This window comes from Sphingomonas sanxanigenens DSM 19645 = NX02, from assembly GCF_000512205.2.
Taxonomy (GTDB): Bacteria; Pseudomonadota; Alphaproteobacteria; order Sphingomonadales; family Sphingomonadaceae; genus Sphingomonas_D; species Sphingomonas_D sanxanigenens.
The window spans coordinates 2,228,396-2,253,925 of the sequence record NZ_CP006644.1 but is presented as its reverse complement, the minus strand read 5'-3'; the positions used below and the strand labels follow the sequence as shown (position 1 = coordinate 2,253,925).

Here is a 25,530-nt window from a genome sequence, read left to right as displayed (position 1 = left end):
CGGCCTTTCTGATACTTGCTATGACGAAGGAAGCGCTGGACGCGATTCCCCTCGGCAAGATCATGCCCGTTGCGCCGCCGGTGCGCGCCTTGACTTACGCTCGAAACGGCTATGCTTTCGTATAGCCCAGATCCGCCGCCGGTATGGTTTCGGTCGCCCGCGGCGATCGCGTCAGGGCAAGCCCGCCATATGACCCCGGATCGCCTTCGCCACGTCCGCCAGCACCGCGGTGCGATTGGCAATGGCATCCGGGCCGGACACCAGCAGCTTGTCGACCGTGCGGTTGGTGATGAACTCGGCCTCGATATAGCAGGCGACACACTTCTTCGGCCGGTTGGTGTTGCCGAGCGCGGTATCGCGCAACACCCCCAGCGCACCCGGCCCGGTCTGGTCGTCCGGCTTGACGCCGCGATCCTTCGTCGCCGGATTGACGGCGCGCAGCCCCTTGAGCAGCCCGGCATGGACCGCGGTGGCGAACGCCTTGTCGTCGGCGAGGTTGGTGTTGCCGTTGGATGCAGCGGCGAAGAAGGTCTCCGCGCCGCTCGCCGCGGCATTGGTGCTGCCGTTGAAATGGATGACGACCAGCGCCTTCGCCTTGTGCGTGGAGGCGAAGGCGGCGCGCGCGGCGATGCCGACATTCACGTCGGTCGTGCGCGTCAGCACCACCTTGATCGTCTGCTTTGCGGCAGCGGCCTGCGCGATCAGCAGGTCACGCAGGATCAGGCAGAAATCGAGCGCGAGCTTCTTTTCCTTCACGCCCGACACGCTGATCGCATTGTTCGGCGAACTGCCGCCCACCTTGGTGGTGCCGCCATGGCCGGGATCGAGGATCAGCGTCCCGAGGTCCTTGACCGGGCTGGTGGGCGTCGCCTCGGCGGCGCCGGCGTCGCTCGCAGCACTCAGCAACGCCTGCGCCTCGGGCATCAGCTTGATGACGGCCTCGGCATAGCCGGTGCTCGGCGTATAGACCGGACCGATGAAGCGGATGAACCTTTCCGGCGTATCCACATTGGATTCCCAGCCGGTGTAGGGCGCACGGCCGATGAACGCCCAATAGCCGGCGATGAACCCCTCCAGCGTGGCGAAGCCGCAATAATTGTCGACGCCATCATGCGCCTCGTAGCGGACCTTGCTGGCATAGGGCGCCATCTCCGGCCGGTATTTGAGGCCGCCGAAGTTATAATGGAGTTTCGCCAGGTCGGAGGTGCCGCGACCGCTTTCGAGCAGCCACTGCGCCAGCGTCACGACCTTGAGGTGGGGGTAACGGATATCCTCGCCGGCATAGACGGCGGCAAGGCGTTCGATCAGCTTTGCTTCAGGCACTGGATATCTCCCGAGTCCCAGGCAGGGCTGGACGCTGCTCTGCAACCGCGGCCGCTGCAAGCCGCGATCGTTCGCCGCGCAACGCACCGCCTTGCGAAAGTTGCGATGCGTGCAGGGCGTAACGCTGCGATGGATGGCGCGATATGCGCATGATCACACGTCTTGAAATACGCATATGATGAGAGCATCCCGTGACCAACGGCGACGCGGTTCAACGCGCGACCGACAGGGGAGAGCGATGATGGCAAGGCTGGCGGGCAAGACGGCGCTGGTGACGGGCGGCGGCGAAGGCATCGGGCGCGGCATCGCGACCCTGTTCGCGAAGGAAGGCGCGCGGGTGGTGATCGCCGAATATGATCCGGAAACCGGCATGGCCGCGGCCGACGCGATCGAGGCGGCCGGCGGTACCGCGCGCTTCATCCGGACAGACGTCAACGACAAGGCACAGTTGCTCGCCGCCATCGACCTGGCCGGGAGCGCGTTTGGCGGCGTCGACATCCTCGTCAACAACGCCTGGGGCGGCGGTCATGTCCGGCGGCTGGAGGACAAGACCGACGACGAGTTCGACCATGCCCTCAGCATGTCGGTGAAGGCCCCGCTGTGGGCGATGCGCGCCTGCTTCCCGGCGATGAAACGGGCCGGATGGGGGCGGATCATCAGCATCTGCTCGTTGAACGGCGTCAACGCGCATCTCTATTCGGCGGACTATAATGCGGGGAAGGAGGCGCTGCGCACCCTCACCCGCTCCGCCGCGCGCGAATGGGCGGGGCATGGCATCACCGCCAACATCATCTGCCCCGGCGCCGCGAGCGCTGCCTATCTGCGCTTCAAGGCCGCCTATCCCGAGAATGCGGCGGCGATCGACGCGATGAATCCGATGGGCCGCACCGGCGACGTCGATGCCGACATCGCCCCGGTCGCTTTGTTCCTCGCCAGCGAGGACAGCCGCTACATCACCGGCAACACGCTCTATGCCGATGGCGGCGGCCACATCAACGGCGTTGCGTGGGCGCCGCAACCCGAGGAGGTGGCAGCCGCCTGACCGGTCAGGCGGCGGGAAGGCGCGCGACGATATCGTCGACGAGGCGCGAGGCGCCGAAGCGGAACAGCGCGGGGGTCAGCCAGGCCTCGCCCAGTTCGTGGCGTGCCAGCGCGATCCAGCGCAGCGCCTCGTCCGCCGTGGCGATGCCACCCGCGGCCTTGAAGCCGACCCGCGCGCCGGTGACCTCATGCCAGTCCGCGATCGCGGCCATCATCGCCACACCGGCTTCGACCGTGGCGTTGACCGCTTCCTTGCCGGTCGAGGTCTTCACGAAATCGGCGCCGGCCATGATGCAGACCAGCGCAGCGCGCGCGATGATCGTCGGATCGGCGAGTTCGCCCGTCGCGAGGATCGTCTTGAGATGCGCCGGCCCGCACGCGGCGCGGAACGCGGCGACCTCGTCATGCAGCGCCTGCCAGTTGCCGGTCAGCGCATGGCCGCGGCGGATGACGATGTCGATCTCGGTCGCACCGAGCGCCACGCAGGCTGCGACCTCGGCGATCCGCGTCGACAGCGGCGAAAGGCCGTGCGGAAAGCCGGCGGCGACGGTGGCGACCGCGACGCCGCTTCCGCCCAGCACCTCCAGCGCCGCCGGCACCATCGCCGGATAGACACAGACCGCGGCGGTGCCGAGCGCGCGGGCGCGTTCGGCGAGAGCCCGCACCCGATCCTCGGTGTCGTCGCCCTGCAAGGTCGTCAGGTCGGTCGCGGCGAGCGCGATCCGCAGGTCGGCGACTGCCCCCTCCCCCGTCGCGGGTGCCATCGCGGCGATCCGACGCGCGACGATCGCCGGTGCCAGCACCGTCCGCTCGATCCACGCCGCGTCGAAGGGTGTAACGCGCGCGGTCATAGCGCCACCAGCATGCCGGCAAGCGCCGCGCTCATCAGGTTGGAAAGGCTGCCGGCGACCAGCGCCTTGATGCCTAGCCGTGCGATCATCGGCCGCTGGTTGGGCGCGAGGCTGCCGGTAACCGCCATCTGGATCGCGATAGAGCTGAAATTCGCGAATCCACACAGCGCGAAGGTGATCACCGCCACCGTCTGCGGAGAGAGCGTGCCCTTGATCGTGCCGAGATGAATGAAGGCGACGAACTCGTTGAGCACCACCTTCTCGCCGAACAGGCCGCCCGCCGCGCCCGCCTCGTTCCACGGCACGTTGAGCAGGAACATCACCGGCGCGAAGACATAGCCCAGCATCTGCTGGAAGGTCAGGTCGGGATAGCCGAACAGGCCGCCGATGCCGCCGAGCAGGCCGTTGGCCAGCGCGACCAGCGCGACGAAGGCAAGCACCATCGCCCCCACCGCGACCGCAAGCTTCACGCCCACCTGGGCACCCTGCGCCGCCGCCATGATGATGTTCGCCGGCTTTTCCTCGTCATGGATCGCCTCGACGAAGTCGACCGGCTCGATCTCCGCATCCCGGGGATCGTCGGGCATCATCAGCTTGGCCATCAGGATGCCGCCGGGCGCCGACATGAAGCTGGCGGCGAGCAGGTAGCGGATGTCCACCCCCTGCGCCGCATAGGCGGCGAGGATCGTGCCCGCGACCCCGGCCATGCCCGAGGACATCACGGTGAAGAGCTGCGCCGGCGTCAGGCTCGCCAGATAGGGGCGGATCACCAGCGGCGATTCGCTCTGGCCGACGAAGATGTTGGCCGCCGCGCACAGCGATTCGACCTTGGAGATGCCGATCACCCGTTGCAGCGCACCGCCCAGCCAGCGGACGACGAGCTGCATGATGCCGAGATAATAGAGGATCGACACCAGCGCGGCGAAGAAGATGATGACCGGAAGCGACGATATCGCGAAGCTGTTGCCGCCGATCTCGGGCCGGGCGAGGTCGCCGAAGATCAGCGCGACGCCGGCCTTGGAATAGCCCAGCAGGTTGGAAACGCCGCGCGCCATGCCCTCGATCGCGGCCCGGCCCCACGCGGTGTAGAGCACGAGCACCGCGATCGCGACCTGGAGCCCGAAGGCGGCGCCGACGACGCGCAGCCGGATGTGACGACGGTTGGACGACAGGGCGACGGCGATCGACAGGATCAGCGCGATGCCGGCGGCCCCGATAAGAAATCTGTTCAGCGTTCCTGTCCCCCAAGAGCCGGTTCGGTGCCATGCAGCACCGGCACCGGCGGAACCTGCAAAGCGGCGACGATACACGCCGCGCGAAATTGGGCCACCCCCTTGCGTGCCGCCTCGGCATCGGCGGCGTGGATGATGGCAAGCGGCCGGTCCGGGCCCACCGCATCGCCGATCGCGGCGCAGGCTGCGAAGCCGACCGCGGGGTCGATCCGGTCGTCGATGCGGCGGCGGCCGCCGCCCAGGTCGATGATCGCCTCTCCCACCGCCTTGCCGTCCATCGCGGCGAGCCAGCCGGGATGATCGGGCAGCACCGGCAGCGTCACGGGGGCGGATGCAATATAGTGCACAGGGCGGTCGAGCAGGTCGGATGGCCCGCCCAGCCCCGCCACCATGCGCTGGAAATGCTCCGCCGCAGCCCCAGCGGCAAGCGCGGCCTCGGCCCGGTCGATACCGGCCTCGACCGTCGGCGCCAGCCCGCCCAGCGCCAGCATCTCGCCCGCAAGCGCCAGCACCAGCGCATGCAGCCGCGGCTCGCGGGCGTCCCCGCGGAGATAGGCGATCGTCTCGGCGATCTCCAGCGCGTTGCCGGCGCTGTAACCCAGCACCTGGTTCATGTCGGTGACGAGCGTCCGCATCGCGAGGCCGAGCGCCGCCGCGGTCTCGCCCATCGTTCGCGCGAGCGCGCGCGCGTCGGCCTCGGTCGCCATGAACGCGCCCGACCCGACCTTGATGTCCATCACCAGCCCGCCGACGCCCGCCGCGAGCTTCTTGGAGAGGATCGAGGCGGTGATCAGCGGCAGCGATTCGACCGTCGCGGTGATGTCGCGGATCGCATAGAGGCGCCGGTCCGCGGGGGCGAGTTCGCCGGTCTGGCCGATGATTGCGCAGCCGGCATCACGCACCACCTGCCGGAAGCGATCGAGGCCGGGAAAGGGATCATAGCCGGCGATGCTCGCCAGCTTGTCGAGCGTGCCGCCGGTGTGGCCGAGCCCGCGGCCCGATATCATCGGCACATAGCCACCGCAGGCGGCGACGATCGGGGCGAGCATCAGGCTCACCTTGTCGCCCACCCCGCCGGTCGAATGCTTGTCGAGCAGCGGCCCGGGCAGGTCCGCATCCGCCCAGTCGAGCACGGTGCCCGAGCGCGCCATCGCGCGCGTCAGCCCCGCGGTCTCGCGCGCATCCATGCCGCGCAGCAGGATCGCCATCGCCAGCGCCGCCGCCTGCTCGGCCGGCAACGAGCCGTTGGCCAGCCGCTCCACAAAGGTGGCGATGGCGGCCTCGTCGAGCGCGCCGCCGTCACGCTTGGTCCGGATGATGTCGGTAAAAGGCATGATCCGGGCGTCGCCGCCCGCAACCTCTAGCCGAAAATGTCTTGCATGTCGGCCGGGCCGCCGCCGCGGATGCGCCGCAGATCGACATAGAGCGTCGCCAGCCCCGTCGCGCTCACCGCCGCCAGCGCGGTGCTGGTCACCGCGTTGATGACGAAGGTCACCGGGCCGGCACCGATCGCGCTGATCACCAGCCCCAGCGGGACGCTCACGACCACCACCGCGACGATGAACACCAGCATCAGCAGGAAGATCCAGAGCCGCGATCCCTTGGTCAGCTTGGCGCTGCGTTCGAGCGCGCCGGAGACGCTCAGCCGCTCCATCACCAGCGCCGGCACCGCGACGCACCAGATGCTGCCCAGCACGAACGCGGGGATGATCAGCAGCAGCGCGGCAACGAACAGCGCGAGACCCAGCAGCAGCGCCAGACCCAGCAGCGAACCGAGGCCGGACAAGGTGGTCGATATCGCCCGCCCGACCGGCTCGGGCTGCCCCGTCTCGGCGCCGACGACGAGGCGCGTGACCACGCCCTGCAGCACCGTCGATGCGACCAGCGAGATCGGCAACAGCAGCAATATCGCGAGCAGGCCGATCCCGGTGGTCGTGCCGCCCGGCGTCTTGCCCGCTTCCGAAACGAGATTCATCACCGCCGATGGCAGGCCGCCGAGCAGAAAGGCCAGCAGCAGGATGGGCAAGGGGTTCCGGCCGATCGCGCCGACCGTGCGCGCGAGGATCTGGCCGATCTCGATCTGTCCGCCGCTGCCGCCGGAGGGCGGCGACCAGGAGGGCTCACGCGGCGGTGGCGGCGGCACGGGCTGCGACCGCTCCGGATAGGAAGGCTGCCGCGGCGGCTCATGCATCGTCGGCTGCGACCGCGGGTCGAACGAGGATGGCGGCGGTGGCGGTGACCAGGAAGGCTCGCGCGGCGCCGGCTGGGAGCGCGCATCGAACGAGGATGGCGGCGGCGGCGGCGCGGCTGGCGGCACGGCAGGCGGCGCAACGGGCGAGGCCCAGTGCGAAGGCTGCGGCGGCGGGGTCAGCGGCGGCGACGCGGAGGGTGCCGATCGTTCGATCAGCGTCTCGTCCGGCGGCGTGCCGAGGTCGGCCAGCCCCATCGGGCGCGGCGGCGTGGTCGTCGTGCGCATGCCCGGCTGCGATTCGGGTTCGGGCATGTCATCCAGCGCCCAGCCGCCGCTCTGACGCGCCGGTCGGGTCTCGTCGTCGATCACGGGCACGGCGCCCGGCACGAGGCCCAGGTCGCGCCGCCATTCGGCGATGCTCTGCGGGCGGTCGCTGCGCTGCAGCCCCATGCCCCGGTCGATCGCCCGCGCCAGCACCGCGGGAAACGCTTCCGGATAGGGCGGCAGCTTCTCGATCGGATCGATCCCGTCGGGCGGACGCAACCGGTCGAACACCGCCGGCAGGCGGGTGCCCTCGATGCCGGTCGCCAGCATGCGCAGGATCGCGGCCATCGAATAGATGTCCGTCCACGGGCCGACATTGACGCCGCCGAACCGGTCGTCGGACTGGTGGTGCGAGCGCAGGTGCGGATCGATCTCGAGCGGTGCGAAGCCGAGCGTGCCCGCCACCAGCGAGCGCGAGCGCCCGTCATTGACGTTGCGGGCGAGGCCGAAGTCGATCAGCACCGGGCTTTCGGATTCGGCCGAGCGGAACATGATGTTGCCGGGCTTGAGGTCGCAATGGACGAGCTGCTGGCTGGGAATGCCGGTGTGCAGCTCCTCCAGCGCGTCCAGCGCGGCGGCGGTGAAGCGCCGCAGCCTTTCCGGATCCCAGGGCTTGCGCAGCTGATAGGATATGCCGGCGATCTCGACGCGGGTGAACCCGCTGTTGCGGCGATCGTCGTTCAGGCGCGACTTGAGCGTGCCGCCGCCCAGATATTCCATGACGTAGTAGGCGTTGCTGTCCGCCGCGAAATAATCATAGACGATCGGCAGCGTCGAGGTCGCGAGCGCATGGCGCGCCCGCCCCTGCGCCTCGCCGCGCAGCCGCCCGACGAGTTGCATCGCGCGCGACGGATCGCTGCGCCCGGACGCGATTTCGCGATCGATCTTCTCGCGCAACAGGCTGCCGCTGGCGTCGATCCCGTCGCGCGCGGCCTTCAGCGCGCGCAGGCAGGTGAGGTAGCACAGCCGCTCCGCCTCGCGCTGGAACCGGCGCAGCGCGTGGTTGAAGGTTTCCTCATGGCTCTCGTCCTCGCCCTCGACGGTGACGGTGCGGCCGCGCCGCGAGGCGAATTCGGGATAGAATTCCTTGATGACGATCGCGCGATGCGGCGGCAGCCACAGATTGGCGGTGACGTCGGCATCGGGATGCCCTCCCTCGCGCTTGACCGCCTCATAGGTGATCCCGAACCCGCCCGAATCGATCGCGCGCTGGATGCGATAACCGCCCGGCGGGCCGCCGCGCGTTGGCGTGGCCATGCCGGGGAACAGCAGAGCGCCTTCGTTGAGCCGATCCTGTACCATGAACCCCTCAGCACCGCGGTGGCCCAAAAGCCTAGCCGCCGAGGACGGTGCGTCAACACCTTAACCGCAGTTCATGCCCTGATTGGCGATCCAAGGCCGCTTGCGCGGGCTCGCTCGACCCGGCTAGGTTCGCATGGGCGTAACAGGGGGTGTGATGACGACGGGACCGGCGGTCGACGCCGACGGAGCGGCAAGTACGGCGCCGCCCGCGATCGACGATGCGACCTTCGATGCCGCGCTCAAGGCGGTCCGCGGCGATTCGGCGATCCAGTTCGATTTTCCGCACATCGATCCGCCCTCCCCGCCGCCGCAATGGCTTAAGAGCCTGTTCGAATCGCTCGGCTCGGCCGGACCGTTCGTCCGCTTCCTGTTCTGGGCGGTGGTCGCCGTCGCGGTGCTGGCCCTGCTCTACCTGCTGGTCCGCGCGGTGCAGCGGCGCTGGTCCGCCCCGCGCGATGCCAGGGAAGCGGTGGTGCCCGACTGGCGGCCCGAGGAAGCGGCGGCCCGCGAGCTGCTGCGCGAGGCGGAGGCGCTCGCCGCCGCCGGTGACTATGCCGGCGCCGCCCGCCTGCTGCTGTGGCGAAGCATCGAGGATATCCAGGCGCGCAAACCCGATTTCGTCCGCCCCGCGCTCACATCGCGCGAGATCGCCGGTGCCGACGCGCTGCCGCCGACCGCGCGCCGGGCGTTCGCCCTGATCGCCGGCCAGGTGGAGGCCAGCCATTTCGCCGCCCGCGGCCTCGATGCGGAAGGCTGGCGCGCCTGCCGCGAGGCCTATGAGGCCTTCGCCTTCGATCAGGATTGGGCGCGGGGGCAGCGGCGATGAGCGGCCGCGACACGATCCAGCCCTTCTCGCGCCGCGCGCTCGCCGCCCTGCTGGGCGCCGGCATCATCGGCTTCCTCGCCTATCTGCTGCTCACCGCCTATGGCCCCGACATGCGCACCGGGCGCGATGGCGGGATGCACGCGATGTCGGTCGCGGCGACGGGGTTTCGCGGCCTCTTCCGCCTCAACGAGGAAGCCGGTGGCTCATCCTATCTGATCCGCGACAAGGAAGAGGTGGAGGATCTCGACCTGCTCGTGCTGACCCCGCAGGGCCCGCAGGATGCGTCGAAGATCGCCGAACTCGTGAAGGAGCGCAGCACGGGCGACTATGGCCCGACGCTGATCATCCTGCCCAAATGGCTGACCCAGCCCGACCCGCAGAATCGCGCCTGGGTGCAGGCGGTGGGCGTCGGCAGCCCGGATCTCGTCGCCGCGACGCTCAAGGAGGTCGCGAAGGACGTCAAGATCACGCAGCCGGTCCGGACGCGCCGGCCGGTGGCGCGCTGGGCCGACCAGGGCATCGGCTTCGTGCTGCCCCGGCGCGGCCAGGCGATCAGCGGCGGCGGGCTGGAGACGATCGTCGCCGATCCCGCCGGCGGCGCCGTGCTGGCGCGGCTGCCGTCGGACATCGCCTCCGTCTATGTTCTGGCGGATCCCGACCTTGCCGACAATCTCGCGCTCAAGGAGCGCCGCGTCGCCCGCGCCGCGCTGGCGATGCTGTGGGCGCTCAACCCCGACGATCCGGGCACGATCTCGTTCGACGTCACCGTGCCCGGCTATGGCCGCTCGCCCAACCTGCTCAAGCTCGCGTTCGAGCCGCCCTTCCTCGCCGTCACCCTGTGCCTGTTCGCGGCGGCGCTGCTCGCGGGGCTGCACGCCTTGGTCCGCTTCGGCCCGGCGCTGGCGGAGGCGCGCGCGATCGCGTTCGGCAAGAAGGCGCTGCTCGACAACAGCGCCGACCTGCTGCGCCGCGCCGGCCACGAGCATCGCGGCGGCGAGCGGTATGTCGCGCTGACCCGCGATGCGGTCGCGCATGCGGTGGGCGTGCCCGCCGACCTCTCGATCGAACGGATCGATCATTATCTCGATCGCCTCGGGCCGCTGCAGGGCGAGCGGTGGAGCGATCTGGCGCGTCGCGCGATCGAGGCGCGAACCCGCAACGAACTGGTGCGCGCCGCGCGTGCGCTGCATGATTGGCGAAAGGAAGTGACGCGTGGACATCGTTGAGGTCAGGGCGCTGGGGCAGCGCATCCAGCACGAGATCGGCAAGGCCGTGGTCGGCCAGCACGAAACGATCGATTTCATGCTGATCGCCTTGTTCTCGGCCGGCCACGTGCTGCTGGAAGGCCCGCCGGGAACCGCCAAGACATTGCTGTCGCAATGCTTCGCACGCAGCGTCGCGCTCGATTTCGGCCGCATCCAGTTCACCCCCGATCTGATGCCGGGCGACATCCTCGGCTCCAACCTGTTCAACTTCCAGACCAGCAGCTTCACCCTCACCCGCGGCCCGGTGTTCTGCGAACTGCTGCTGGCCGACGAGATCAACCGCACCCCGCCCAAGACGCAGGCGGCGCTGCTGGAGGCGATGCAGGAACGCGCGGTGACGATCGACGGCGACACGCTGGCGCTCTCGCCGCGCTTCACCGTCGTCGCGACGCAGAACCCAATCGAGCAGCAGGGCGTCTATCCGCTGCCCGAGGCGCAGCTCGACCGTTTCCTGTTCAAGCTGACGATCGACTATCCGTCCGCCGCCGAGGAACGCCGCATCGTCGCCGCGCACGGCACGCGATCGGGCATGCCCAAGCCCGAACAGTTCGGCATCGAGCCGGTGGCGGATGCGAACCACATCGCCGAGGCGGTCGACGCCGTCGGCCGGGTTGGGCTGGTCGACAGCGTGATCGACTATGTCGTGGCGCTGATCCGCGCGACGCGCGAGACCGCTGACCTCGAAACCGGCGCCTCGCCGCGCGCCGCGACGATGCTGGCAGGTGCCGCGCGTGCCCGCGCCGCGCTCGACGGCCGCGATTATGTCGTGCCCGACGACGTCAAGCTGCTCGCGCCTGCCGTGCTGCGGCACCGTGTCGCGCTGTCGCCCGCCGCGGAGATCGACGGCCGCCTCGTCGAACAGGTCATCGCCAGCCTGATCGAGCGGGTCGAGGCGCCGCGTTGATCTATCCCACCGCCCGCGCGGTCGCCCTGGTCGGTGCCGGCGCGCCGGTCGCGCTGCTGATCGGCGTCGTCCGGCCGGACATCTGGTATGCGGGCCTCGCCTGGATCGGCATCGCGCTGGCGCTGATCCTGTTCGATGCGGTTGCCGGCGTCGCACCCGGCGCGGTCGAGCCGGCGGTCAGCCATCCGCGCGCGATCGCGGTGGGAGAGGGCTTTCCCGTGGAGATCGCCTTCCCGCTGACGCAGGCGCAGACGCGCCTGCCGCACGCGCAGGTGGCGCTGGACGTCGACGAGCGGCTCGATGCCGGCGGGCGGGCGACCGCGCCGATCGACGTCGCGGACGGCCGCGCAGTCGCGCGGCTGGACTTCACCGCGGCGCGGCGCGGCCCCGCGCGGATCGCCGCGCTGTGGCTGCGCTGGCAGGGCATGCTGGGGCTCGTCTGGAAGCAGCGCGCCGAGACGATCGACCGCGAGGTGCTGGTCACGCCGGACGTCCGGCCGGTACGTGAGGACGGGGTCCGCCTGTTCATGCGCGATGCGCTGCACGGGCTGATGGCGCGGCTCGACCGCGGCGAAGGCAGCGAGTTCCAGTCGCTGGTGGAATTCGCCCCCGGCATGGACCGGCGCGCGATCGACTGGAAGCAGTCGGCCCGCCATGGCGAACTGCTCGCCAAGGAATTCCGCACGGAACGCAACAACCAGATCGTGCTGGCGATCGATTCGGGACGCGGCATGGTGGAGCCGCTGGCCGGGGTGCCGCGGCTGGACCGCGCCGTTTCCGCCGCATTGCTCACCGCCTATGTCGCGCTCAAGGTCGGCGACCGGGTGAGCCTGTTCGGTTTCGCCGCGCGGCCGCAGCTCGCCTCGGCGGCGATGAGCGGCGCGCACAGCTTCGCCGCGCTCCAGCACCATGCCGCGCGCATCGACTATGCGCATGAGGAAACCAATTACACGCTGGCGCTGTCGACCCTCGCCGCGCGGCTCGACCGGCGTTCGCTGATCATCGTCTTCACGGACTTTTCCGATCCCACCAGCGCCGAACTGATGCTGCGCGCGGTCGGCCGCCTGCTCGAACGCCATATCGTGCTGTTCGTCGCGATGCAGGACGCCGAGCTCGAGGAGTATGCCGGCCGCGAGCCCGCGGAGCCCGCCGATGTCGCGCGGGCGATCACCGCCGCGGCGCTGCTGCGCGAACGGCGCATCGTCACCGCGCGGCTCCGCCGGCTGGGCGTGCACGTCGTCGAGGCGCCCCACGACCGGATCAGCACGCGGCTGCTCGACGGCTATCTGATGATCAAGCGGCGGAACCTGATATGAGGACGCGCGATCCCGCAACGCTCAGCTTCAGCACCCGGCGCTTCCGCGAGGAGCGCGAGGAAGGCTGGGACCGGCTGGAGAAATTGCTCGACGATATCGAGCGCCGCTCGCCGTCGCGCCTGTCGGACGACGAACTGCTGGCGCTGCCGGTGCTCTACCGCTCCACCCTGTCGTCGCTGTCGGTGGCGCGCGAGACATCGCTCGACGCGCAGCTCATCGATTATCTCGAAGGGCTCTGCACCCGCGCCTATTTCATCGTCTACGGCGCCCGCCAGGGGCTCGGCGCGCGGCTTGCCCTGTATTTCGCGCATGACTGGCCGGCGGCGGTGCGCGCGCTGTGGCGGGAGACGCTGGTCGCGCTCGCGCTGACATTGGCGGGCATCCTCGCCGCCTATCTGCTCGTTCGCGGCCAGCCGCAATGGTTCTACAGCATCGTCGGTGCGGACATGGCGCAGGGGCGCGATCCCGCAGCCACCGCGGCCGCGCTGCGCGCCGGGCTCTACGACCGCAGCGGCTTTCGGGACGGGCTCGGCCTCTTCGCGACGGCGCTGTTCACGCACAACGCGCAGGTCTCGATCTTCAGCTTCGCGCTCGGCTTCGCCTTCGGCCTGCCGAGCGCGCTGCTGCTGATCTACAACGGCGCCATCCTCGGCGCCTTCTACGCGGTCTATGCGCCGCACGGGCTCGCCATCCCCTTCACCGCCTGGCTGATGATCCACGGCACGACCGAGCTGTTCGCGATCCTGATCGCCGGTGCCGCCGGCTTCCGCATCGGCGCGCGCATCGCCTTTCCCGGCGCGCAATCGCGCATGGCCGCGGCGACCGAGGCGGGGCGGATCGGCGCCAACGCGATGATCGGCGTCGTCATCATGCTGTTCGCCGCGGGATTGCTGGAGGGCGTCGGCCGCCAGACGATCGTGTCGGACGGCATTCGCTTCGCCATCGCCGGCATCATGCTGAGCTTGTGGTGCGTCTATTTTTACCTGCCGCGGCGCCGCCGTCATGGCTAGCCGCTTCAATCCCCGCGCGAAGTTCGAGCGCCCGTTCGTCACGCCCGAGGGCATCGACCTCAAGCTCGTGATCGCCACCGGCGGCCAGCGCACCGGCGCCTTCCTGATCGACGCGGTGATCCAGATCGTGACGCTGCTGCTGTTCTCGGCGCTGGTCGGCGCGCTGCTTGCCGCCTTCGGCTTCCAGAAGGTGGAATATGCCGGCGTCGTCTGGCTGCTGGGCTTCTTCCTGCTGCGCAACGGCTATTTCATCGCGTTCGAACTGAGCGAGCGCGCGGCGACGCCGGGCAAGCGGATGACCGGCATCCGGGTGGTCGCGCGCGATGGCGGCCGGCTGACCGGCGACGCGGTGATCGCCCGTAACCTCCTGCGCGAGATCGAGATTTTCCTGCCCCTCTCCTTCCTCGGCTATCAGGCCGCCGAGGACAGTTCCTCCGCCGCGGCGACCTTGGTCGGGCTCGGCTGGGCGCTGCTGTTCGCCTTCTTCCCGCTGTTCAACCGCGATCGGCTGCGCGCCGGCGACATGATCGCGGGCACCTGGGTGGTGGAGGCGCGCCGCAACAAGCTGGGCCGCAACCTCGTCGCGGAGGCCGAGCAGAACCAGAACCGCTTCGATTTCACCGAGGAGCAGCTCGATGCCTATGGCGTGTTCGAACTGCAGACGCTGGAAAATGTGCTCCGCCGCAACGACCCGCAGGCGATGGCCACGGTCGCCCAGACGATCCAGCACAAGATCGGCTGGCAGGGCTATGCCCATGATTATGACTTCCTGACCGCCTATTATGCAGCGCTGCGCGGCCGGCTGGAACGCAACCTGCTGTTCGGCAAGCGCCGCGCCGACAAATATGACAGCTGATACCGAACCACGATCAGGGTGAGGCATCGTGGTTTGGCGAAGCCCGCGCGGCACTTGGGCGAAACCCTCGCCCGATCGGTCGCAGACCGAGCGGGACGGTAGAAGCCGCAAGCCCCCTGCCCGCCCCATCGAACCGATTGACCCCGCGCCCCGGGCCGCATAACGGGTTGCCCAAGCCCCGGTAGCTCAGCAGGACAGAGCAACGGTTTCCTAAACCGCAGGTCGGGAGTTCGAGTCTCTCCCGGGGCACCATTTTCCAAAATCGAAGACGCGGCGGTAAGCGGCGATCGGTCGCGGACTTTGCGCAGCGCGGCCTGCGGCGCTTCAGAACGCACATGGGTGCTATTTTTGGGACGAAGCCGTCGTTCAAGCGTCAGGCGACGAAGGGCGGCTTCTGGCGCAAAGCTGTCAAACCCACGCGCCCCGCGCGACCATCCTTTGCACCGCGCCGCCCAAACTCAAAGCCGCGCAGCTTTCGCGGACGCCAAGAAGGGGCTGTTGGTCTCCTTCGGCGTCTCGCCCTAGAGCATCCAGATCATTATCAGCGAACAACCAAAGGCAGAACGTGAAAGGCCCGCCAAACGGCGGGCCTTTATGTTGTTGCAGTCAGAGCAACTAGAGCAGGAACAGCGAATTTTCTAATCCAACGAGTGGACGAACAATAAGCGGCCTTAGTGGTATCAATGAATGTATTCACAGGCTTTCTCCCCTTCTCCAGTAGGCTTTCAACAATGATGTGGAGGAAGCTATGCATCCAAACTTGATAGAACAGGTGACTCCAGATGATGACTGCCCCACCTCCGTGGAGAAGCCCGTTCGCGTAAGTTGGTCATAGCCTGGCCGCTTGTCAACGGACTGAGAGAACCCGACCCGTCGCGACCATCGCGTCTCGACTTTCAGCCAAGCAAGCGAGCAACCGACTAAGTTCCACGACTAAGATGGTCAAGACTCTTCATAGTCGTAAGCTAATTCACTCTCGGGAAGGTCAACCGTCATAACCACCGCAGCCGTGATTGGCGCTGACCGACGGTAGAGCAGCGAAGCCAGGACATCATCCTGTGCGTCCTCAAACAGACGGCCTTCTCGGCATCGCATGACCTCATCTGCGACGAACGTTTCGAGCCGCCAACCGTGAGCCGCGAAGGGATCAAATGTCGTTTTGCGCTTGCTGTTCTGCATGTCGCCGAACGAGGGTGTTGAACCGGCAGGTAGATCATCCAGGACGCCGTGGATTTCCTCCCGCTTGAGAACGCGGCACCCTACCTCGTTTTCATCGAGCGGCGCGTAGCCGGTTGTTGGGGGATGAAGTCCGTTAGCTGGTACCTTAGGTGGATTGTAGAGCGCGTAATAGACGGGAATACCGCGCTCATCGACATAATCGTCGATGCGCTGAACCTGCTCACTGCCCGCCGATAGCGCACCGTAAACGCATTTGTCGGAGAACGAAAAATTGCGCTGGACGAACAGCGGTTTCGCCTTTTCGGTGCGATCGACGAGACGGCCAATGCCGATTTCGTAGTCGCTCCTATCGGTGTGCTCGACCGGTATTTCTTTGGAGTAGAGCCGCTTCGTTTGAAGCAACGCAACCTTCCTGGCGATTAGCCCACCCTGGACGCGCACCGCAATCACGATGGCTATGTCGGAGATTTCCCAGCGCCCGTAATGTCGCCGACCACCCAGCCAATGGGTTTCGATAACCAAGGCTGTTCCAGACGGCAGAACCTGTGCGCCCACCTCGTCCAACTTAGACACCAAGTGAAAATCGAGCCCCTCTTCGTGCATCGCCGGCTGCCGCATGAGAAGGTGAGACACCCGATCGTTAGCGTCAGCGAACGCCGCACGAACCGCGTCAATAACGTCCTCAGGAAGTGTCGGAAACATCATCGCCCCTATTCCTCATCGACGTGTTCAAGAAATTCCAGGCCCTGCATCCCAGCGCTCCACGTCTCATGGGCCTCGATCTTGGCAAAGCCCAACAGTTCGTTCCAGATTGCCTCCACGTCCTCGTATGCCATCGTCACGAAATCCCATGTCAGCTGACGCTCGTACTCCGGCCGGTAATCGCGCAGCATCTTCTTTAGTTCGTCCTCGGTTCCGACCGCTTCAAACTCCCTTTGCTCGGCGCGGTGGGCTTTGGGATGAGCAAGCATGTTACGCAGGCCCATCAGGTCACGGACGGTTCTGTAGGGCCGCTTGTTCCAGTCGATTTTTTCCCCGGTGAGACGGCGGATAACCTTGATCTTATCTCGCGGAGACTTTTTCTCAAACCTTAGCCAAGCACCCTTGGCACTGTCACCTTCATGCCCGCGCTCGATCAGCGTCATCCCAACGAAATTGACGTAACCCTCCAGCGCGAACGCCGTCATGGTCGCCATCGCCATCATATCCAGGAAGATGCCATCGCTGCGCTCCTTGTCTTGGAGCGCCTTGGTCAGCCGCTCTTTGAAGAACCAGGCCGCATTGGCGACATCGTTGTGAGCGTAATCGACGTGGTGATTGCTAACGATTGCCCGCATCCGACGTTGCGGGCGTGGCTCGGCTTTTGGTGCAGTCGGTCCCCCCGGCGCGAACATGCGGTCGATAAAGTCGTCAGCATCGTCGCTCACTGAGAGCAGACCCGGCGCGAGATTGTCGCTGCCATGCTCTCCGGGATGATGTCCGTGGTCGGATAGGAACGGGTCTCCTCGACAACGCCGTTGGGCGCATACCAGGTCATGTTACGCACCGTGAACGTCTGGCTGTTGCAATCCACGACCCACAACGCCTTGGCCTCGCGTGCTCGTTCGGTTACCTGCTTGCTGTAGTCGATCTTGAGCCACACCCGACGTGCCCTCTTGGGTTGATCCTTGGCCCTTAGATCGCTGGCCAGTTGGAGAAACCAAGTTGCCTTCTGGCTGTCGGTGCTGATCCTCAGCCATTCATTCTCGGGATCGTCCCACCTGAACTGCCAAGGTGCGCGGGTCTCGGCCAAGCCCTGTGTGGTGTAGCCTGCCCACGGCTGAAGGTCCTGTGTTCGGGCAATGCCTGGCACCAACAACGCAGCAGATAACGCGAATCCCCGCACGAGCGACAGGCCCACGCGATCGCCGAAGGGTTGCTCTAACCGCCTGATCGCCTCTTGCGGCGTAATGTCCTGCGCCATCAGTTCCTCACCTTGCGCCTACCTGCTCAAAGACATTAGAATAGCCAAGTGCTCTCAACCACCGCAATGATTGGATGACAGTCGCTTAGGCCTAGAGGTAGCTAGCAGCGTACCCCGACCATGCAGCGATGACACCTGAACGACGCATTCTGATCGGAAGCTGTCGTGTACCAGCATTCAATGTCTGCAGCAGCTTTCGCAAGTTGATCGCCTGGAACCTGCCAGTCCGCAACCGGCCCATTTTCGGGTGCACTCCGATGACCGGTCGGGGAAGTGCTGGGCGTCGGCTCATGGGAAAAGCTGCCGTTGGAGGCGCAGCCGACGAACGGCGCATTCTGGTCGACAGCTGCCATAGCGCTCGCGACCGTTGGACGGCTCTGATGAACCGAGCAAGGCGTAACGCGGCGGCGTCGGCGCAGCCGGACGAGCGATTCATATACGTCAGTTCCGTCCTGCACCGCGCACAGACCCGCCCTGGCTATCACGAGGGCACCACCACGACGGCGCTCCCTCCCTCCCCCGACCAAAAGTCACATGGCGCGCGCCGTGCCGCCCCGCCTATAGTCTGCGCTCCACAACATCACGGAGCGCCCCGATGACCGTCTATGTCGTTGCCACCCGCGAGAAGACCAAGGATGCGGATGCGTTCGCGAAATATGGCCCCGCCGCAGCGGCGGCCGGTGCCGGGCATCCGATCACGCCGCTCGCCTTCTACGGCAAGATCGACGTGCTCGAAGGCGCGCCGATCGAGGGGGCGGTGATCCTGAGCTTTCCCGACGAGGCGGCGGCGCGGGCCTGGTATGAGAGCCCCGCCTATCAGGCGGCGCGCGAGCACCGGCTGAAGGGCGCGGACTATCGCTTCTTCATGATCGCCGGTGTCGACGAACCGCCTGCCGGCTGAGCCGCGTCAGGCGGCGGCGGCGGCCGTCACCGCCCAATCGGGATAGGCCGCGCTCGGCCGCGCGCCGAAGCGTTCGAACCAGCCCTGCAGCCGCGGGCACATGTCCGGCAGGGCATAGCTGGAGAGGCGCCTTGCGGTATCGAGCGCGGCGAACAGCGCGCAGTCCGCGACGGTGGGGGTCTCGCCGACCAGGAAGCTGCTGTCGCCGATGCGCCCTTCGAGCGCTTTCAGCAGAGTGTCGCGCGATGTGGCGATGAACGTCGCAGCGTCGGGATATTGCACATAGTCGGGACGCCGGATCTTCACCGACGGATCGCTGTTGACCACCCACACGCCGTTGCGGATCTGGAATTCGGTGGCCATGCGCTCGGTCGCGCGGATCTGCGCGCGTTCCTCGATGGTGCGGCCGAGCATCGGCGGATCGGGATAGCGTTCCTCCAGATATTCCACGATCGCCGCGGAATCGGGCAGGAAGCTGCCATCGTCCAGTTCCAGCACGGGCACCGTGCCGGCCGGATGCCTGGCGAGATGCGCGGGGGACTTCCCTTCCCCTGCCCGCATGTCGACCGTCACGATCTCACAGGATATGCCCTTTTCCGCCATGTAGATGGTCACGCGGCGGGGGCAGGTATTGAGCACCTTGGCCTGATAGAGCTTCATCGCAGAACCTTCGTTGGCGCCAGCCGTGCGGGGCGGACGAGCGACACCAGCGCGCCGGCTTCACCCTCCCCTGCTGTTAAACGGCCGCCATCCTCCATCAACGCCCGCGGGCAGCGCTACTGACATTCCATCGTATGGGGGCGTCGGAAACGCCGCAGGACGGCGACGCCGATCTCGCGCCGGCGATCCGCCCGCCGCTCAGTTGCGCTTGTCGTCGGGGATCAGCGGCAACGGCAGCGGCGCCACGCCGATGCCGTCATCCAGCAGCGACTTGACCTCGGCCAGGCTGGCCTCGCCATGGATGCTGCGGCGATCGCTGTCGCCGTCGTGGATTGCCCGCGCCTCGCGCGCGAAGCCGCGGCCGACCCATTCCGACTCCGCCAGCACCCGCGCCTGCGCCTTGGCCAGTTCGGCCAGCGCGCGCTTCACCCGCTCCGCCTCTGGCACCGCGGGCAATGATGCCGGAACCGCCGGCGGCTGCGTGGCGGCTGCGCGATTGCCCTTGTTGCCCTTGGTGCCGACATTGGGCGCCATCACCGCCTTCTCGATCGCGGCATCGCCGCAGATCGGGCAGTTGAGCAGCTTGCGCGCCTTCTGATCCGCATAATCGCCCGACGATCCGAACCACGCCTCGAACACATGGCCGCCGTCGCAGCGCAGGTCGAACACGATCATGGCATGACCGCGACGGCGGCGATCGGCCGGCGATGGTCGCGCACCGGCACGCGCGCGTGGATGTCGGCACGTCCGGCCATGTCGAGATCGGCGAAACCCAGCCCGGCCGCGTCGCCCATGTCGAGCAGCACCTTGCCCCACGGATCGATCACCAGCGAATGGCCATAGGTCGCGCGGCCATCCTCATGCGTGCCCGTCTGCGCCGCCGCGATCACGAACGCGGCATTCTCGATCGCCCGCGCGCGCAGCAATATGTGCCAATGCGCCGCGCCGGTCGGCACGGTGAAGGCGGCCGGCACGGTCAGAACATCCGCACCCGCGCCCGAAAGCGCGCCGAACAGCCCGGGGAAGCGCAGATCGTAGCAGACCGCCATGCCGATCACGCCCCAAGGCGTCGTCGCCGCCACCGGCCCGGCTCCCGGCCCGTAGACCGCCGATTCGCGCCAGCTTTCGCCGGTCGCCAGATCGACGTCGAACAGGTGCATCTTGTCGTAGCGGGCGCGGATCCCGCCCGTATCGTCGATCACGAAGCCGCGATTGACCAGCCGGCCATCCGCGCGCGCACCCGCCAGCGCCAGCGATCCGATATGCACCCAGAGCCCCGCCTCGCGCGCCGCGGCACGGACCGCCGCCAGCACCACGTCCTGCGCCTCGTCCGCCAGATGCGGTGCGGCCCGCGTGCGATCGCGATCGAGCAGCCCCGACATTTCGGGCGTGAACAGCATGTCGGCGCCGTCGGCCTTCGCGGCGTGTACCGCGGCGACCATCGTTTCGGCATTGGCGGCGGGCGTGATGCCGCTCGTCATCTGCAATATCGCCGCGCGCATCGCCGGCCTCAGGCGGCGAGCAGCGGGTCGAGCCCGCCGCGCGCATCCAGCGCGGCAAGCTCGTCCGAACCGCCGATATGCTTTCCGTCGATGAAGATCTGCGGCACCGTCATCCGGCCATTGGCGCGCTGGATCATCTGCGCGCGCAGGTCACGGTCCATCGTGATGTCGATTTCCTCGAAAGCCGCCCCCTTCCTGTCGAGCAGCGCCTTCGCGCGCGAGCAATAGGGGCACATGATTTTCGTATAGACTTCGACGGTGGCCATGCCCAAAAAACTGGTGCGCTGCAGCGCGAAAGTCAATGGAGGCGTCGCCGATCATCCCGCATGCGGGTCGAGCGGCACGCGCGCCCAGCACAGCATCACCACCCGCCGCGCCCCCGCACGCTTGAGAACCCCCGCGCACGCGTTCGCCGTCGCGCCGCTGGTGTGGACGTCGTCGATCAGCAGCACCGCCCGCCCCGCCACCGCGGCGCGCGGCCAGCGCGGCCCCGGCATGATCGCGCCCGCCAGCACGCGCTTCCGCGCCGCCCGCCCAAGCCCCTTCATCATCGGCGTCGCACGCTTGCGATGGAGCAGGTCGAGCGCGACCGTGTGGCCCGTCGACCGCGCCAGCGCCGTCGCGATCAGCGCGGACTGGTTGAAGCCGCGCGACCAGATCCGCCAGCGATGCAGCGGCACCGGCGCCAGCAGCCAGTCCTCGTCCGCCGGCACCAGCCGCCGCGCAAGCCCTGCGATAAGCCGCGCGAGGCCGACGCGGCGGCCATGCTTGAGCTTGATCGCGATCGTCTGCGCGACGTCCCCATAGACGACCACCGCGCGGACACCGTCATGGCGCGGCGGCTCGGCCATGCAGGGCGCGCACAGGCTTTCCTCCGGCTGCGGGTCCTCGAACGGCGCGCCGCAGGTGGCGCAGCCGCTGTCCGGATCGAGGAAGTCGAGCTTGTCCCAGCAGTCGCCGCACAGGCTCATCGGATCGGTAACGATCACGCCGCACGCCGGGCAGCGCGGCGGCAGCGCGAAATCGAGGACGGCGCGGAAGGGTGCGCTCAGGCGGGCGGTGCTGATCACCTGCCTCTTGTTCCCGCGCGCCGCGCCCGGCACAAGCCGCCGCGTGAGCACCGATCCCGAAATCTTCGATCGCGCGCTGTGGCGCCGCCGCCGCGACCGCGCCCTGCCGCGCTTCGCCGAGCATGACTTCCTGTTCGAACGGATGGCCGCGGATATCGAGGACCGGCTGGACTTCGTCAGCCGCAGCTTCACCCGCGCGCTCGACCTCGGCACGGCCGACGGCCGGCTCGCCCGGCGGCTGCGCGCGCGCGGTATCCCGACGATCGCCTGCGATCCCGGCTTCGCCGCGGCGAAGGCGGCTGGCGGCATCCAGTGCGACGCGGATCGCCTGCCCTTCGCCGACGCCAGCTTCGACCTCATCGTTTCGGTGGGCCTGCTCGACGGGATCAACGACCTGCCCGGCGCGCTGGCGCTCGCCCGCCGTGCGCTGAAGCCGGACGGCCTGTTCCTCGCCGCCTTCTGCGGGGCCGGCACGCTGGGCGCATTGCGCAGCGGCCTGCTGAGCGGCGATGGCGGGCCCGCGGCGGCGCGGATCCATCCGCAGATCGACGTGCGCGCGGCAGGGGACCTGCTCTCCCGCGCGGGCTTCGCCATGCCCGTCACCGATACCGATCGGGTGACGGTGCGCTACGCCTCGCCGCTGACGCTGATGCACGACCTGCGCGGCATGGCGGCGACCAACCGGCTGCGCGATCGGGCGCCGCCGCTGTCGCGCCCCGATCTCGCCGCGGTGTTCGCCCATGCCGCCGGTGTCGCCGACGCGGATGGCAGGATCGCTGAGCGGTTCGACATCGTCCACCTATCGGGCTGGGCACCCGCCGACTCGCAGCCGCGGCCCGCGCGGCGCGGCAGCGGCCGGGTCTCGCTGGCGGATGCGCTCAAGCCGAAGTCATCCGAATAAGGCGTCAAACCAGAGCGTCGAGCAGCCCGATCAGCGGCCGGTCCGCCGGCGGCATCTCCAGCGCATAGAGGTCCGGCGTCCGCACCCAGGCGAGCGCGCTGGCGGCGAGCGCCTGCGGCGTGCCCGACCATTTGCGGCAGACATACAGCAGCAGCAGCAAATGCCGGTCTCCCAGCGCCTCGCTGGCGAAGCAGGCCGGCGCGAGGCAGGCGGTCTCGACGTCGATCGCCAGTTCCTCATGCAGCTCGCGCACCAGCGCCGCCTCCGGGGTCTCGCCGGGCGCCAGCTTGCCGCCCGGAAACTCCCAGAGGCCGGCCATCGGCTTTCCCTCCGGCCGCCGCTGCACGAGAATGCGCCCGTCGCCATCGACCAGCGCAACCGCCACCACGATCAGCGGCTCGCGCGCCGCCGTCATCCGTAGACGATCAGCTTCACGCGCTGGCCGACGCGCAGCGGGCGATTCGCGGGCTGCGCGTTGAGCGTGAGGAAGCGATCGAGCTGGCCGTCGGAATAGGCCATGCGCCGCGCGAGGCTGGCGCTCGAATCGCCGGCCTTGACCGTCACGACGCTCACCCGGCGCGGACGAACCCCCTTCACCTCCGTCTCGGTCATCCGCCGCATGCTCTGGAACATCGCGTTGAACGGGTTGCTGCCGCCCACCGGGGTCAGGGTGACGAAATGATAGGCGCTCGACTGGCCGAAGCGATAGGCGACGACGGTAACATCGACCTGCCCCGAACTGGTGTTGGCCTGCGCGGTCGCGAACGACACCGGGATGCCGTTGATCGTCGTGCGCTGCGGCGTGCCATAGTCGATGCGACCGCCCTGCCCGGCAAGCTGCTGGAACACGGCGCCGATATAGGCATCCATGTCCCCCGAAAACCGCGCCGAACTGAACTGGCCCTGCCCGCCATTGCCCGCGATCGACACCGACTGCGTGCCGTTCGACATGGTGAAGCCCTGCGGGATCGAGAACATCAGCCGCAGGTCCGGGTGGCGGAAGGTGCGCCCCTCGATCACGCCCTGGCGCGGATCATCGTCGTAGAGCGTGCCGTCGAGCGCGGTCAGATAGGCGTCGCGGTTGCGCACGGTGCTGCGCGATCCCGTCGCCTGCGCCTGCCGCCGCGCGCGTTCGACGCGCGATGCCGGATCGGGGTGCGTGCTCGCCCAGGTCGGCACCGAGCGCGCCGGCACCCGGCCCAGCCGCTGGTCGAGCGCCGACTGCGCGGCGAGCGAGGCCAGCATCGTCGACGAGGCGGTGGGATCATAGCCGGCAGCGGCGAGGTAGCGCACGCCGAGATCGTCGGCCTCATATTCCTGGCTGCGCGAATAGCCGAGCACCCAGAGCTGCGCGCCGGTGCCCAGCACCTGCTGCGCGAGCTTCGCGATCTCGTCCGATCCGGTCAGCAGCCCCGCACCCAGCGTGCCGAGCAGCGTGCCGAGCGTACCGAGGCTCTGCTGCTGGTTGCGCTTCGTCGCGTGGCGCGCCGCGACATGGCCCACCTCATGCCCCATCACCGATGCGAGTTCGGCCTCGTCGTTGATGAGGCCGGTGAGCTGGCGGGTGATGTAGACATAGCCGCCGGGGATCGCGAACGCGTTGTTCACCGGCGAATTGAGCAAGGTGACGGTGAAGTCGCTTTGGCTGTTGGACAGCCCGGACTGGACCGCGATCTTGCGGCCGACGCGCGTCACATAGGCCGCCTGCGGCGCGTTGTAGGCGCCGCCGAACTCGGCAAGCATCTTGGGATGCTCCTGCGCGCCAAGCTGCTTGTCCGCCTGCGAAATCGACACCGCACGGCCCGACTGCGAGGCGACGGGCACCGCCGCCGCCGAGCCGAGCAATGCGAGGAACAGCGCCGCCTTGAAAGCCCTCGTCACTTACGCCTCCCTACTACCGGTCGGCCGCTTTTGGCGGGCCGGACGCGCGGCGGCAAGGGCGGTCAGCGCCGTGCTGCGATCAGGCGCCGCCGATCTCGAGATATTTCGCGCGGCGCTGCGCGCGCAGGCCCGCCGGATCGAGAAGCCCAAGCGAATCCAGCGCCTGGCCGATCGCGCTGCCGAGCGCGGCGATGGCCGCCGCCGGATCGCGATGCGCGCCGCCGGTGGGCTCCGGCACGATGCCGTCGATCACGCCGAGCGCCTTGAGGTCGGCAGCCGTCACCTTCATCGCCTCCGCCGCATCGGCGGCGCGATCGGCGGTGCGCCACAGGATCGAGGCGCAGCCTTCGGGCGAGATCACCGAATAGACGGCATGTTCGAACATCAGCACCCGGTTGGCGGCGGCCAGCGCGATCGCGCCGCCCGAACCGCCTTCGCCGACGATCGCGGCCACCAGCGGCACGCCCAGCGACAGGCAGGTCTCGGTCGACCGCGCGATCGCTTCCGCCTGGCCACGCTCCTCGGCCTGGACGCCCGGAAACGCACCCGACGTGTCGACCAGCGTCACCACCGGCAGGCGGAACCGGTCGGCCAGTTCCATCAGGCGAATCGCCTTGCGGTACCCCTCGGGCTTGCCCATGCCGAAATTATGCTTGAGCCGCGACGCGGTATCGTCGCCCTTCTCATGGCCGATCACGACGACGCGGCGGCCACCGAGACGCCCCAGCCCGCCCAGGATCGCCTGGTCGTCGGCAAAGGCGCGGTCGCCCGCCAGCGGCACATAATCCTCGATCATGCCGGCCAGATAATGCCGGAAATGCGGGCGTTCGGGGTGCCGCGCGACCTGCGTCTTCTGCCACGGGGTCAGTTTCGCATAGGTATCGCGCAGCAGGCGGTCGGACTTCGCTTCGAGCCTGGAAATCTCGCCGGCGATGTCGAGCGATCCCGCCTCCGCGGTTTCGCGGAGTTCGGATACGCGCGCCTGCAATTCGGCGACCGGTTTTTCGAAGTCGAGGAAGCTGGGCATGGCGG

The 25,530-nt window shown here is 68.2% G+C and carries 25 protein-coding genes and 1 tRNA gene; 10 read left to right on the top strand and 16 right to left on the bottom strand.

All coding sequences use genetic code 11. From position 1 onward, the window contains the following. Positions 1 to 171: 171 nt before the first annotated feature. A complete protein-coding gene (locus NX02_RS30685) occupies positions 172 to 1,323 on the bottom strand; it encodes an N-acetylmuramoyl-L-alanine amidase (RefSeq protein ID WP_025292131.1) in 1,152 nt (383 codons plus the stop codon). Between the two features lie 238 nt (positions 1,324 to 1,561). Between NX02_RS30685 and NX02_RS10380 the strand changes: the two genes are divergently transcribed. Next, the gene (locus NX02_RS10380) at positions 1,562 to 2,365 is read left to right on the top strand and encodes an SDR family oxidoreductase (protein ID WP_025292130.1); all 804 of its coding nucleotides are present in this window, start codon (positions 1,562 to 1,564) and stop codon (positions 2,363 to 2,365) included. A 4-nt stretch (positions 2,366 to 2,369) separates the two neighbouring features. On the opposite strand, the gene deoC is transcribed toward NX02_RS10380, so the two are convergent. The 4 genes from deoC to NX02_RS10360 are packed head-to-tail and all read right to left on the bottom strand — an operon-like array spanning position 2,370 to position 8,264. Further along, complete coding sequence (gene deoC / locus NX02_RS10375; RefSeq protein WP_047099770.1) at positions 2,370 to 3,215, bottom strand: deoxyribose-phosphate aldolase; 846 nt, start codon at positions 3,213 to 3,215, stop codon at positions 2,370 to 2,372. Continuing rightward, positions 3,212 to 4,447 carry a NupC/NupG family nucleoside CNT transporter gene (locus NX02_RS10370; RefSeq protein WP_025292129.1) on the bottom strand — a complete coding sequence of 412 codons (1,236 nt, stop codon included), beginning with the start codon at positions 4,445 to 4,447 and terminating at the stop codon, positions 3,212 to 3,214. Before NX02_RS10370 ends, deoC begins: the two co-directional genes overlap by 4 nt. After that, complete coding sequence (locus NX02_RS10365; RefSeq protein ID WP_039996525.1) at positions 4,444 to 5,781, bottom strand: thymidine phosphorylase; 1,338 nt, start codon at positions 5,779 to 5,781, stop codon at positions 4,444 to 4,446. The genes NX02_RS10370 and NX02_RS10365 overlap by 4 nt, the downstream gene beginning before the upstream one ends. Positions 5,782 to 5,807: 26 nt before the next feature. Next, positions 5,808 to 8,264 carry a protein kinase domain-containing protein gene (locus NX02_RS10360; RefSeq protein ID WP_025292127.1) on the bottom strand — a complete coding sequence of 819 codons (2,457 nt, stop codon included), beginning with the start codon at positions 8,262 to 8,264 and terminating at the stop codon, positions 5,808 to 5,810. A 154-nt stretch (positions 8,265 to 8,418) separates the two neighbouring features. Here NX02_RS10360 and NX02_RS10355 point away from each other — a divergent pair, with 154 nt between their 5' ends. The 7 genes from NX02_RS10355 to NX02_RS10325 all read left to right on the top strand — a co-directional run bounded on the left by NX02_RS10355 (position 8,419) and on the right by NX02_RS10325 (position 14,693). Further along, positions 8,419 to 9,090, top strand: a complete 672-nt coding sequence (locus NX02_RS10355; protein WP_025292126.1) for a hypothetical protein — start codon at positions 8,419 to 8,421, stop codon at positions 9,088 to 9,090. Beyond that, the gene (locus tag NX02_RS10350) at positions 9,087 to 10,316 is read left to right on the top strand and encodes a hypothetical protein (protein ID WP_025292125.1); all 1,230 of its coding nucleotides are present in this window, start codon (positions 9,087 to 9,089) and stop codon (positions 10,314 to 10,316) included. Before NX02_RS10355 ends, NX02_RS10350 begins: the two co-directional genes overlap by 4 nt. Beyond that, positions 10,303 to 11,259, top strand: a complete 957-nt coding sequence (locus NX02_RS10345) for an AAA family ATPase (RefSeq protein ID WP_025292124.1) — start codon at positions 10,303 to 10,305, stop codon at positions 11,257 to 11,259. The genes NX02_RS10350 and NX02_RS10345 overlap by 14 nt, the downstream gene beginning before the upstream one ends. Further along, positions 11,256 to 12,575, top strand: coding sequence for a DUF58 domain-containing protein (locus tag NX02_RS10340; RefSeq protein WP_025292123.1), 1,320 nt, complete (start codon positions 11,256 to 11,258; stop codon positions 12,573 to 12,575). Before NX02_RS10345 ends, NX02_RS10340 begins: the two co-directional genes overlap by 4 nt. Next, a complete protein-coding gene (locus tag NX02_RS10335; RefSeq protein WP_025292122.1) occupies positions 12,572 to 13,585 on the top strand; it encodes a stage II sporulation protein M in 1,014 nt (337 codons plus the stop codon). The genes NX02_RS10340 and NX02_RS10335 overlap by 4 nt, the downstream gene beginning before the upstream one ends. Further along, positions 13,578 to 14,441 carry an RDD family protein gene (locus tag NX02_RS10330; protein WP_025292121.1) on the top strand — a complete coding sequence of 288 codons (864 nt, stop codon included), beginning with the start codon at positions 13,578 to 13,580 and terminating at the stop codon, positions 14,439 to 14,441. Before NX02_RS10335 ends, NX02_RS10330 begins: the two co-directional genes overlap by 8 nt. 175 nt (positions 14,442 to 14,616) lie before the next feature. Continuing rightward, positions 14,617 to 14,693, top strand: a tRNA-Arg gene (locus tag NX02_RS10325). A gap of 690 nt (positions 14,694 to 15,383) precedes the next feature. Here the strand turns inward: NX02_RS10325 and NX02_RS10320 are convergent. Genes NX02_RS10320 through NX02_RS10310 form a run of 3 tightly spaced genes read right to left on the bottom strand, consistent with a single transcriptional unit; the run spans position 15,384 to position 17,583 of the window. Then, positions 15,384 to 16,325, bottom strand: a complete 942-nt coding sequence (locus tag NX02_RS10320) for a hypothetical protein (RefSeq protein ID WP_025292120.1) — start codon at positions 16,323 to 16,325, stop codon at positions 15,384 to 15,386. A gap of 5 nt (positions 16,326 to 16,330) precedes the next feature. Continuing rightward, positions 16,331 to 17,047: a hypothetical protein gene (locus NX02_RS10315; RefSeq protein WP_047099769.1), complete on the bottom strand. Its 717-nt coding sequence runs from the start codon at positions 17,045 to 17,047 to the stop codon at positions 16,331 to 16,333. Beyond that, the gene (locus NX02_RS10310) at positions 17,044 to 17,583 is read right to left on the bottom strand and encodes a surface-adhesin E family protein (RefSeq protein WP_025292118.1); all 540 of its coding nucleotides are present in this window, start codon (positions 17,581 to 17,583) and stop codon (positions 17,044 to 17,046) included. The genes NX02_RS10315 and NX02_RS10310 overlap by 4 nt, the downstream gene beginning before the upstream one ends. A gap of 595 nt (positions 17,584 to 18,178) precedes the next feature. Between NX02_RS10310 and NX02_RS10305 the strand changes: the two genes are divergently transcribed. Then, the gene (locus tag NX02_RS10305; protein ID WP_025292117.1) at positions 18,179 to 18,484 is read left to right on the top strand and encodes a DUF1330 domain-containing protein; all 306 of its coding nucleotides are present in this window, start codon (positions 18,179 to 18,181) and stop codon (positions 18,482 to 18,484) included. 6 nt (positions 18,485 to 18,490) lie between these two features. On the opposite strand, the gene NX02_RS10300 is transcribed toward NX02_RS10305, so the two are convergent. From NX02_RS10300 to NX02_RS32365, 5 genes are all read right to left on the bottom strand, one after another. Beyond that, entirely contained in the window at positions 18,491 to 19,144 is a 654-nt protein-coding gene (locus tag NX02_RS10300; RefSeq protein ID WP_025292116.1) for a glutathione S-transferase family protein, read from the bottom strand. Positions 19,145 to 19,342: 198 nt separating this feature from the next. Continuing rightward, on the bottom strand, positions 19,343 to 19,819 hold the full coding sequence (locus NX02_RS10295; protein WP_025292115.1) for a DUF1178 family protein: 477 nt from the start codon (positions 19,817 to 19,819) through the stop codon (positions 19,343 to 19,345). Further along, positions 19,816 to 20,646: a carbon-nitrogen hydrolase family protein gene (locus NX02_RS10290; RefSeq protein WP_025292114.1), complete on the bottom strand. Its 831-nt coding sequence runs from the start codon at positions 20,644 to 20,646 to the stop codon at positions 19,816 to 19,818. Before NX02_RS10290 ends, NX02_RS10295 begins: the two co-directional genes overlap by 4 nt. An 8-nt stretch (positions 20,647 to 20,654) precedes the next feature. Further along, positions 20,655 to 20,912, bottom strand: a complete 258-nt coding sequence (grxC, locus tag NX02_RS10285; RefSeq protein ID WP_025292113.1) for a glutaredoxin 3 — start codon at positions 20,910 to 20,912, stop codon at positions 20,655 to 20,657. A 51-nt stretch (positions 20,913 to 20,963) separates the two neighbouring features. Next, complete coding sequence (locus NX02_RS32365; RefSeq protein ID WP_158013984.1) at positions 20,964 to 21,716, bottom strand: ComF family protein; 753 nt, start codon at positions 21,714 to 21,716, stop codon at positions 20,964 to 20,966. Between the two features lie 43 nt (positions 21,717 to 21,759). On the opposite strand from NX02_RS32365, the gene NX02_RS10275 reads away from it, so the two are divergent. Then, complete coding sequence (locus tag NX02_RS10275; protein WP_039997361.1) at positions 21,760 to 22,617, top strand: methyltransferase domain-containing protein; 858 nt, start codon at positions 21,760 to 21,762, stop codon at positions 22,615 to 22,617. A gap of 4 nt (positions 22,618 to 22,621) precedes the next feature. Here NX02_RS10275 and NX02_RS10270 read toward each other — a convergent pair whose 3' ends face one another. The 3 genes from NX02_RS10270 to NX02_RS10260 all read right to left on the bottom strand — a co-directional run bounded on the left by NX02_RS10270 (position 22,622) and on the right by NX02_RS10260 (position 25,525). Beyond that, positions 22,622 to 23,032, bottom strand: a complete 411-nt coding sequence (locus tag NX02_RS10270) for a (deoxy)nucleoside triphosphate pyrophosphohydrolase (protein ID WP_025292110.1) — start codon at positions 23,030 to 23,032, stop codon at positions 22,622 to 22,624. Beyond that, complete coding sequence (locus NX02_RS10265) at positions 23,029 to 24,498, bottom strand: M48 family metalloprotease (protein ID WP_025292109.1); 1,470 nt, start codon at positions 24,496 to 24,498, stop codon at positions 23,029 to 23,031. The genes NX02_RS10270 and NX02_RS10265 overlap by 4 nt, the downstream gene beginning before the upstream one ends. Before the next feature lie 79 nt (positions 24,499 to 24,577). Then, positions 24,578 to 25,525 carry an acetyl-CoA carboxylase carboxyltransferase subunit alpha gene (locus NX02_RS10260; RefSeq protein WP_025292108.1) on the bottom strand — a complete coding sequence of 316 codons (948 nt, stop codon included), beginning with the start codon at positions 25,523 to 25,525 and terminating at the stop codon, positions 24,578 to 24,580. Positions 25,526 to 25,530: the final 5 nt, after the last annotated feature.